This window comes from Streptantibioticus silvisoli (assembly GCF_027947535.2).
Lineage (GTDB): Bacteria > Actinomycetota > Actinomycetes > Streptomycetales > Streptomycetaceae > Streptantibioticus_C > Streptantibioticus_C silvisoli.
On the sequence record NZ_JAAGKO020000039.1, the window covers coordinates 74,659 to 83,572 of the forward strand.

Annotated in this window: 10 protein-coding genes; 8 read left to right on the forward strand and 2 right to left on the reverse strand. The window is 72.2% G+C overall.

Annotated features, from left to right (window positions below):
- Nucleotides 1-86 precede the first annotated feature (86 nt).
- From POF43_RS23645 to POF43_RS23660, 4 genes are all read left to right on the forward strand, one after another.
- Nucleotides 87-302, forward strand: a complete 216-nt coding sequence (locus tag POF43_RS23645) for a hypothetical protein (protein WP_271317726.1) — start codon at nucleotides 87-89, stop codon at nucleotides 300-302.
- 88 nt (nucleotides 303-390) lie between these two features.
- Nucleotides 391-684 (forward strand): Dabb family protein, encoded by a 294-nt coding sequence (locus POF43_RS23650; protein WP_271325948.1) that lies wholly within the window; start codon nucleotides 391-393, stop codon nucleotides 682-684.
- A gap of 527 nt (nucleotides 685-1,211) precedes the next feature.
- Nucleotides 1,212-2,213: an RNA polymerase sigma factor SigF gene (locus tag POF43_RS23655; protein WP_308217760.1), complete on the forward strand. Its 1,002-nt coding sequence runs from the start codon at nucleotides 1,212-1,214 to the stop codon at nucleotides 2,211-2,213.
- Nucleotides 2,214-2,607: 394 nt separating this feature from the next.
- Nucleotides 2,608-3,441 (forward strand): RNA polymerase sigma factor SigF, encoded by an 834-nt coding sequence (locus tag POF43_RS23660; protein WP_271316326.1) that lies wholly within the window; start codon nucleotides 2,608-2,610, stop codon nucleotides 3,439-3,441.
- A gap of 519 nt (nucleotides 3,442-3,960) precedes the next feature.
- Here POF43_RS23660 and POF43_RS23665 read toward each other — a convergent pair.
- The gene (locus POF43_RS23665; protein WP_271324362.1) at nucleotides 3,961-4,236 is read right to left on the reverse strand and encodes a hypothetical protein; all 276 of its coding nucleotides are present in this window, start codon (nucleotides 4,234-4,236) and stop codon (nucleotides 3,961-3,963) included.
- Between the two features lie 46 nt (nucleotides 4,237-4,282).
- Between POF43_RS23665 and POF43_RS23670 the strand changes: the two genes are divergently transcribed.
- Nucleotides 4,283-4,600, forward strand: coding sequence for a hypothetical protein (locus POF43_RS23670; RefSeq protein ID WP_271324361.1), 318 nt, complete (start codon nucleotides 4,283-4,285; stop codon nucleotides 4,598-4,600).
- Between the two features lie 446 nt (nucleotides 4,601-5,046).
- On the opposite strand, the gene POF43_RS23675 is transcribed toward POF43_RS23670, so the two are convergent.
- Nucleotides 5,047-5,277 carry a hypothetical protein gene (locus POF43_RS23675; protein WP_271316324.1) on the reverse strand — a complete coding sequence of 77 codons (231 nt, stop codon included), beginning with the start codon at nucleotides 5,275-5,277 and terminating at the stop codon, nucleotides 5,047-5,049.
- Between the two features lie 65 nt (nucleotides 5,278-5,342).
- On the opposite strand from POF43_RS23675, the gene POF43_RS23680 reads away from it, so the two are divergent.
- The 3 genes from POF43_RS23680 (at nucleotide 5,343) to POF43_RS23690 (ending at nucleotide 8,771) form a co-directional block, all read left to right on the forward strand.
- Nucleotides 5,343-6,278, forward strand: coding sequence for an aldo/keto reductase (locus POF43_RS23680; protein WP_271324360.1), 936 nt, complete (start codon nucleotides 5,343-5,345; stop codon nucleotides 6,276-6,278).
- A 526-nt stretch (nucleotides 6,279-6,804) separates the two neighbouring features.
- Nucleotides 6,805-7,572, forward strand: coding sequence for an MSCRAMM family protein (locus tag POF43_RS23685; protein ID WP_271324359.1), 768 nt, complete (start codon nucleotides 6,805-6,807; stop codon nucleotides 7,570-7,572).
- Nucleotides 7,573-7,943: 371 nt separating this feature from the next.
- Nucleotides 7,944-8,771, forward strand: coding sequence for a YceI family protein (locus POF43_RS23690; protein ID WP_271316321.1), 828 nt, complete (start codon nucleotides 7,944-7,946; stop codon nucleotides 8,769-8,771).
- Nucleotides 8,772-8,914: the final 143 nt, after the last annotated feature.

An 8,914-nucleotide genomic window follows, 5' to 3' on the forward strand; every position in this document is an offset into this window, starting at 1 on the left:
CGTTGGCGATCTCCGTACGTTCAAGAGCGCATAAACCCTTGGGCAGGACATGACGATGGCTACACTCGCCGCACTGGACGGCGAGCGTGACCGGTGCGGAACGGCGGCCGGGGCTACGGCTGGAGGCAGGCGGGGCAATGGCACAGGCAATGAAAGTCATCGGCTACATACTGATCATTTTCGTTCTCTATACGATCATCACCTCACCGAACCGCTCCGCCGACCTCGTCCAGGTCGGCTTCCAGGGGATATCCAACGCGGCGCACGGCATAGGCAAGTTCATGAGCCAACTGGTCAATTGACCGCCGCGCCGTCCGAGCCGTCAGAGCCGTTCGCGTCCGGCGGGTAGCCTCGCCCCCACCCGACGTTCCGCCCGCAAGGAGTCCGCTGATGATCCGCCACCTCGTGCTGTTCAAGCTCAACGACGGGGTCGGTCACGACGAGCCGCGGGTGCGGGACGGGGTACGCGCCTTCCAGGAGCTCCCCGGCCGGATCTCCGACGTGCGGTCGTGGGAGTTCGCCCGCAACGTCACCGACCGGCCGATCGCGTACGACTACGCGATCAACTGCACGGTGGACGATCAGCAGGCGCTGGTGCGGTATCTGGAGCACCCGGCACACCAGGCCGGCGTCGCGCAGTGGCAGGCGTTTGCCACCTGGGTGATCGCCGACTACGAGATCTGAGCGATTCGGGGACCCCGGCGGCCGACCCGGCCCCGCCCCCCCGACCGGCGCTCACCGACAGGCCGCACGCCCCCTTTCCGGGCCCACGCCCGGCCCCGCCCCGAAACCGTCCGCCACACCACTGCGGCCCCCGCCTCCACGGCGGGGGTTTCGACGTTCCACCCGCCGTCAACACGGGCTTTTGCGGTGCTTGCACACAACGGACATGTCTTGTGATGCTATGACCGCTTTTGACGGATGAGTTGATCGACGAGGGGTGGTGCGTGACGTTGACGGCCGGTACCGCATCCGCCGCCGCGCCCCCACACGCGCCTCACGCGCCCCTTGTGCCGTCCACACCCCCTCGCGGTGACCGCGCACTCCCTCCGGACGCCGTCCCGCGCACCCATGCGCCGGCCGTACCTCCGTCCGCCCCGGGAAGCGCGGGACCGCCCGTCTTCCCGGCGTCGGCGGGCGCTCCGGCGTGGACGGTTCACGGAGCCGACGACCCGCCGCCCCGGAGCGCCCCGGCCCCGGAGGGCGACACCCTGGAGGCGGCCCCTGAGGCGCCCCCGCAGGCGCCCCCGCAGGCCGTTGCGACGCCTGCCGGCGGAACCGCCCAAGCGACCGCCGAAGCGTCCACTGCCGCACCCACCACGGCCTCCGCCGCGCCTCCCGCCGACGACGCCCTCACCGCCCCCGCCGATCCGGCCGTCCCGGAGCCGCCCGAGGAGGTCCTGACGCCGCGTGAGGCGGCGCGGCGGCAGCGGCAGACCGCGCGCAGCGGCCGGGCCGCGGACGCACGCGCGCTGACGCAGGTGCTGTTCGACGAGTTGTCCGGGCACGAGCCGGGCAGCACCGAGCACCGCAGGGTGCGGGCCGCGCTCATCGAGATCAACCTGCCGCTCGTGCGGTACGCGGCGGCCCGCTTCCGCAGCCGTAACGAGCCGATGGAGGACGTCGTCCAGGTCGGGACCATCGGTCTGATCAACGCCATCGACCGGTTCGACCCGCAGCGCGGCGTGCAGTTCCCGACGTTCGCCATGCCGACGGTGGTCGGGGAGATCAAACGGTACTTCCGCGACAACGTGCGCACCGTCCACGTACCGCGCCGGCTGCACGAGCTGTGGGTGCAGGTCAGCGGGGCGATCGAGGACCTGACCGTGCTGCACGGGCGGACGCCGACCACCGCCGAGATCGCCGAGCGCCTGCGGCTGTCCGAGGAGGAGGTACTCGCCTGCCTGGAGGCCGGACGGGCCTACCACGCCACCTCGCTGGAGGCCGCACAGGAGGGCGACGGCGCCCCGGGACTGCTCGACCGGCTCGGTTACGAGGATCCCGAACTGGCCGGCGTCGAGCACCGCGAGCTCGTCCGCCACCTGCTCGTCCAGCTGCCGGAACGGGAACGGCGCATCCTGCTGCTGCGCTATTTCGGCAACCTGACGCAGTCCCAGATCAGCGCGGAACTGGGCGTCTCGCAGATGCACGTCTCCCGCCTGCTGTCGCGCAGCTTCGCCCGCCTGCGGTCCGCCAACCAGCTGGAAGCCTGACCGCCCGCCCCGCAGCACCCCACCGCCCCGCGCGGGGCGTGACACGGCGCCAACCGGAGGCGTTCGGCGCCGACACGCCGAGATTCAGCCGAACCGGCAACTTCGCTGCGCCGCGCGGATGTTGGCGAGCGGCGGCCGCTTCCGCATACCGTGCGGCCGGAACGTTGCCCCGGCGAGCCGGGACGCGTTGTGACGGGGTGACAGGCGTTCCGAAAACGCGGTCGAAAGGTCGTCAGGACGGGCGACCCACAACGGGCAAATAAGTCGACTTGGCGCTACATGGTGTTGCCGACATGTGACATTCTGCGGGTACTGCGTTTGCCGCGACCCGGCCGCCGGTATTCAGTCGGAGGAACCGTCGCTCGCGACCCGTCCGCGACCTCAAGGGGGTGGCATGTCCGTAGAAGTGGGCAGTCCGAAGGTGCTGGCAACCGAGGCGCCGCTCGACGCCGACAACAACGGCGAAGCCATCAACACCCGTACGCTCTCGCGCTCGTTGTTCCTGCGGCTGGCACAGCTGCCGGACAACAGCCCCGAACGCCACTACGTGCGGGACACGCTCATCGAGCTGAACCTCCCGCTGGTCCGTTACGCCTCCGCGCGGTTCCGCAGCCGCAACGAGCCGATGGAAGACATCGTCCAGGTCGGCACCATCGGCCTGATCAAGGCGATCGACAGGTTCGACTGCGAACGCGGCGTCGAATTCCCGACGTTCGCGATGCCCACCGTGGTCGGCGAGATCAAGCGCTTCTTCCGCGACACCTCGTGGTCGGTGCGGGTACCGCGCCGGCTCCAGGAGCTGCGGCTGGCGCTGACCAAGACCTCCGACGAACTGGCGCAGCGGCTCGACCGCTCGCCCACCGTCGCCGAGCTCGCCGACGCGCTCGGGGTCTCGGAGGAGGACGTGGTCGACGGCCTCGCCGTGGGCAACGCGTACACCGCCAGTTCCCTGGACTCCCCGCCGCCGGAGGACGAGTCGACCGAAGGGTCGCTCGCCGACCGGCTCGGCTACGAGGACACCGCGCTGGAGGGCGTCGAGTACCGCGAGTCCCTCAAGCCGCTGCTGGCCCAACTCCCGCCGCGTGAGCGCCGCATCATCATGCTGCGGTTCTTCGCCAACATGACGCAGTCGCAGATCGGCGAGGAGGTCGGCATCTCCCAGATGCACGTCTCCCGGCTGCTGACCCGCACCCTGGCCCAGCTCCGGGTGGGCCTGATGACGGAGTGACGTGAAGCCCGGCGCCACCACGACGGTGTCGCCGGGCGGTGAGTCCTCCGGTGCTCCGCGACAGCGGGTCACCTGACGCACCGTTCATCGGTGGGTATACATGGGCTTCCGGGTGCATCCGTGGACACCCGGCGGGCGCCGACTCCCGCCTCCCACCAGCCGGTTGTCGTGAAAACGACGGCCCCCACGTCGAGAATCGCCCGATTGTCACGGGCAACTGCGGATTTTCCGGCACGTGGTGATCGAACGTCATTACAATGGCGCGATGTTTCGGATAGTCGACCGCGGTGGCGCCGTGGTGGCCGCTGCGGCGGCCGTGGTCTGCCTGGCCACACTGAGCTGGATCGCGACCGGCGGCAGCTCGGCCCGTGACGACCGCCCTGGCGGTTACCCCGGGGCGAGCGGTGACGCCCCCTCCCTGAGCGCTTCCTCGACCGCGACGACGGACGGCAGCCCGGCCGCCGCCGCACCGCGGCCTTCGACCCGCACCGGTGAATTGCCCGGCAGCACCGCGACGCCCTACGTCGCCGCGCCGAACCCCGTGGCCCAGGCCCCCGACGCCTCCACGACACCGTCCGCCGAAACGCCGCGGAGCAGTGCGTCGGCCATTCCGCTGACGCCGTCCGACAGCCCGGACGCCTCGCCGTCGACGAGTCCGCCCGCGACCATCTCCGCCCCGCCGACCTCGCCATGGGCGCCGGCCTGGCCCTCCGGCGCACCCGCGGGTGCCTCCGGTAACACGTCCGCCTCGCCGTCGCCCTCGACGCCGGCCCCGGAGCCCACCCAGCCCGCCACGCCGGCCGCTTCCCCGTCCGCGAGCCCGTCGCCGTCGGCCTCCGCCGTGCGGCAGTCCGGCCTCGGCGGCCTGACCGCGGGCATACCCCGGACCACGCCCGGCAGCCGTCCCGGGTGTGCCGACGTCACCGTCGCGTACGACAACGAGGGCCGCACCCCGATACGTTCGGGCCGGATCGTCATCACCATGGATGTGGTCGACCCGCTGGGGATCGCCTGGGCGCCCTACCGCGCCTCCGCGCCCCTCCCGGTCCCCATCGCCGCCGGAGCCCGTCCCGCGGTCACCTACGACCTCTGCCTGGCCGCCTGGCGCGTCACGCCCGGCACCCACCTGGAGGCCGCGGGGGTAGCCCTGCAGGGCTGAGCCACGGGCCAGGTGGGCGCCGGGGTGACGTCGCGGACGGGGTTGCTGCGGCCGGACATCAGGGCCCGGTCGGCGGTCGGGCACCGGCGTACGCGTCGAAGTCGGCGGAGGACCGGCGTCGACCATGCCTCTCGTGTCGGCCGGCGGCGTACGCCAGGGGTTTCATGACGTATCACCGGCCAGCGCGAACGCCTGACGTATACCGCACGATGTTCACGGTTCACCGATCGGCGGCTCACGGCTTGGGTACCACCGCATGACGTTCACGCTTCACCTACCACCGCGCTCGTGACGTACACGGCGTGGCGGCGGACCCTGCGGCGGCGGTGACGCAGGAGGCGTTGGGGCAGGGAACGTCCGGGCTCGGAGCGTCAGTTCCGGGAACGCTGGATCGGGGAACGTCGGGGCGGGAAACGCTGGAACAGGGAACGTCGGGGCTGGAGGCGTTACGCGACGGCGAAGTAGACGACCGCCGCGATGACCACGAGGGCGACGATGACGCCGATGATCAGACCGCCGCGGTTGCTGTTGCGGGCCGAGCCGTAGGTGACCGGCGCGCCGGCCGAAGGCTGCGGCTGCTGCTGGGCGGTGGTGGAACCGTCGTCCACGAAGGCGCGGAACATCTGGGTGCTGCCCGAGGTGTCGGGGTTCTGCTGGGGGTTCTGGTAGTCAGCCATGACGAAGGACCCTAGCGAAGTCGCGAAGCGGAATACCAGGGACCCCGAGCGCGCTGACCCTCTACATGTCACGAATCGGAAACTCTGACCTGGATGTCTTCCCGCTCTCACTGGGCGGCAACGTCTTCGGCTGGACGGCCGACGAGCGCGAGTCGTTCGCCGTACTGGACGCCTTCGTCGCGGCCGGCGGCGACTTCATCGACACCGCTGACGTCTACTCGGCCTGGATTCCGGGCAACTCCGGGGGCGAGTCCGAGGCGATCATCGGCCGCTGGATGGCAGCCCGCGGCAACCGCGACCAGCTGGTCGTCGCCACCAAGATCGGCTCCTTCCCGGCCTTCCCCGGGCTGAGCGCGGCCAACATCAAGGCCGGCGTGGAGGAGTCGTTGCGGCGCCTCGGCACCGACCGTATCGACCTGTATTACACCCACAAGGACGACACGACCGTCCCGGTCGAGGAGTTCCTCGGTGCGCTGGACGAGCTGGTCAAGGCGGGCAAGGTCCGCGCCATCGGCGCCTCCAACATCTCCGCGGAGCGGCTGACCGAGGCCCTGGAGGCGTCGGACCGCGAGGGCCTGGCGAAGTACGTGGCACTCCAGCCGCACTACAACCTGGTGGAACGCGGCCACTACGAGGGCGAGGTCGCCTCCGTCGTCGCCGCCCACGGCCTGTCGGTCATGCCGTACTTCGCCCTGGCGTCCGGCTTCCTGACCGGGAAGTACCGCCCGGGCACCACGGTCGACTCGGCGCGCGCCGGCTCGGCCGCGGCGTACCTGAAGGACGAGCGCAACGTACGCGTGCTGTCCGCGCTCGACGAGGTCGCCCAGGCGCACGACGCCGAGGTCGCCACCGTCGCACTGGCCTGGCTCGCCGCCCAGCCCCACATCGCCGCCCCGATCGCTTCGGCCCGCACGGTCGCCCAGCTCCCGGCCCTCATGGCGGTGGGCGGCCTGAAGCTCTCCGACGACGAGCTGACGCGGCTGTCGACGGCCGGAGCCTGAGTTCGCCCTGAGGGCGGCCCGGGTTGCCCTGAGGTCGGCCCGGGTCTCGGGGGCGGGCCGACCTCCGGGCCGTCGGAGGGCGGCGCCTGAGGTGGCCTTGCGGGGGGCGGGACCGGCGCGGGGTGGTGTCCGGTGTCGGTCCGCGGCGGGGCGGTGTCCGGGGCGGCCAGGAGCCTGTGGGGTCCCGCCGTACGGCGGGACTCGGGCGGCGGTCGGGGCGGCCCCGGCGCCGCCGCCCCGAGGCGGTCGCGAGCACGGCGGCCCCGGGGCGTACCGTCGGGGGAACAGTCGTGGCGGGGTCGCGGTGGGTACGCGGAGGAGACGTGGCATTTGCCCCCGGCACGTTGAAGTCACAGGTCAGCGTCGAGCAGAATGCGTTCGTACTCGCGCGGGCAGACGACGGCCGACGAGTGCGTCCGGCCGGGCAGCGTATCCGGCGCACCCCGTCCCGCCCCGCGCCACCGGCCCGGGCGGCGCGTACGCTTCGGCGGGCCTGGGCCCGGGCCCGTCCGGCGAGGAGGTTCCCATGAACGGCATCAGTATTCACGGCACCGTACGTGCCCCAGAGGGGTCAGGACCGGCGGCCACCGTGACCTTGATCTCCCCGCAAGGGAGGCAGTTGGGGCGGGCGCTCACCGGCGCCGACGGCCGCTTCGAGCTGTCCGCGCCCGAACCCGGCGCGTACGTGCTGATCGCGGCCGCCGAGGGGCACCGCCCGCAGGCCACCGCGGTGATCGCGGGCGGCGAACAGGTCACCCACGACATCGTGCTGGCCGGCAACGGCGGCCTGTCCGGCGTGGTGCGCGCGGAGGCGGGTGGCCAGCCGGTGTCCGGCGCGATCGTGGTGGTCACCGACCCGTCCGGTGAAGTGCTGGCCACCGCCAAGACCGGCACGAACGGCGACTTCGCGTTCGGCGAACTGCCCGACGGCACCTTCACCGTCGCGGTCAACGCCGCCGGCTACCGCCCCACCGCGCTTCCCGTCGAGACCGGCGCCCGCGGCACCGGCCGCCTGGAGGTCGCGCTGTCCGCCGGTGCCCGCCTCCAGGGCACGGTCCGCGGCGGCCCCGACCACCGCCCGATGCGCGACGCCCGGGTGACCCTGGTCGACGCCGACGGCGACGTGGCGGCGACGGCGACCACCGGTGAGGACGGGCGGTACGTCTTCACCGACCTGCCGGCCGGCGACTACACCCTCATCGCGAGCGGCTACCCGCCCGCGACCACCCCGGTCGGCCTGCACGGCCCCGGCGGGGGAGGATACGACATACGGCTCGGCCATCCGGACGAGTAATCGCACCGGCGGCAGCCGCGCCGGGCACACCGGTCCCGCCGACCGCGGCACCCCCGGCGCCCGCACCCGTCGCACCCTTCACACTTTTCACACCAGCCGGACTCCGGCCGACCAGTCCCGTCGGACGAGTCCACCGCGACACCACTTCAGTCAGCCGTCCCGGACGGCCGGGTCACGTGATCCGGCCCACTCCGGGGACCGGCCGCCGCCGAGGCGGCGGCCACCACTGCGACCGGCACCGGCACACCCAGCGCAGACGTGACCGGACCAGTCATCGGGGGATATCGGGTTTCGGCCGGAGGGCCGGGCAAGGGACGGCCCACACCGTCCGGCCGGAACCCGTTGCCAACCATGCGAATCCAGGAGCGGTGATGAGCGATGGCGGCCTGCGGGCCCGGGTACGAACCAAGGACGGATGGGCGGTGCATCACGCCGCGCTGACGGTCACCGACATGACGGGTAGTCAGATAGTCAGGGCGCTCGCGGACGAGGCGGGCATGGTCCGCACCGATCCGCTGCCCGCCGGCACCTACACCGTGATCGTCACGGCTGTCGGATACCAGCCGACGGCCTCCACCGCCATCGTCGGAGCCTCCGGCCGTGCCGACCTCGGCAACGTGACGCTGTCCCGGCAGGGCGGCGCCGAACTGCCACCACCCGGCCGCTGGACCATCGACCCCGCGCACTCCACCGTGGGCGCGGTCGCGCAGCACCTGGGCATCTCCAGCATCCGCGGCCACTTCTCCGAGTTCAGCGGCCAGATCCGGATCGCGGCCCGCGTCGAGGAGTCCACGGTCACCGCCACCCTCAGCGCCGGCAGCATCGACACCGGCAACAAGCAGCGCGACGACCACCTGCGCTCGGCGGACTTCCTGGACATCGAGACGTACCCGGAGATCACCTACCGCAGCACCGGCGGCCTCACCCCGGCCGGCCCGGACCGCTGGACCGTGCACGGCGAACTCAGCATGCGCGACCACGTCCGCGCGGTCGACCTCGACCTCACCTACCTCGGCACCGGCGCCGACCCCTGGGGCGGCACACGCGCCGCGTTCCGCGGCGTCGCCGAGCTGCGCCGCGAGGACTTCGCCCTGAACTACAACCAGATGCTCCAGGCCGGCATCGCCATGATCGGCACCACCATGCGCGTCGAACTCGACATCCAGGCCGTCCGCGGCGACGTCCTGCCCACCGCCTGACCCGTCGCTCCGCGCGTCGACCAGCCGCCGACGCGCCACGCTTCCTCGCGCTTCGTCGCGCTCCCCGCGTTACGCCACTCGGGGGGCGCGACGTTGTGCGTGCGGGTGGGTGGGGTTCTCGGGGGTGGGGGCGTTCCCGGGGG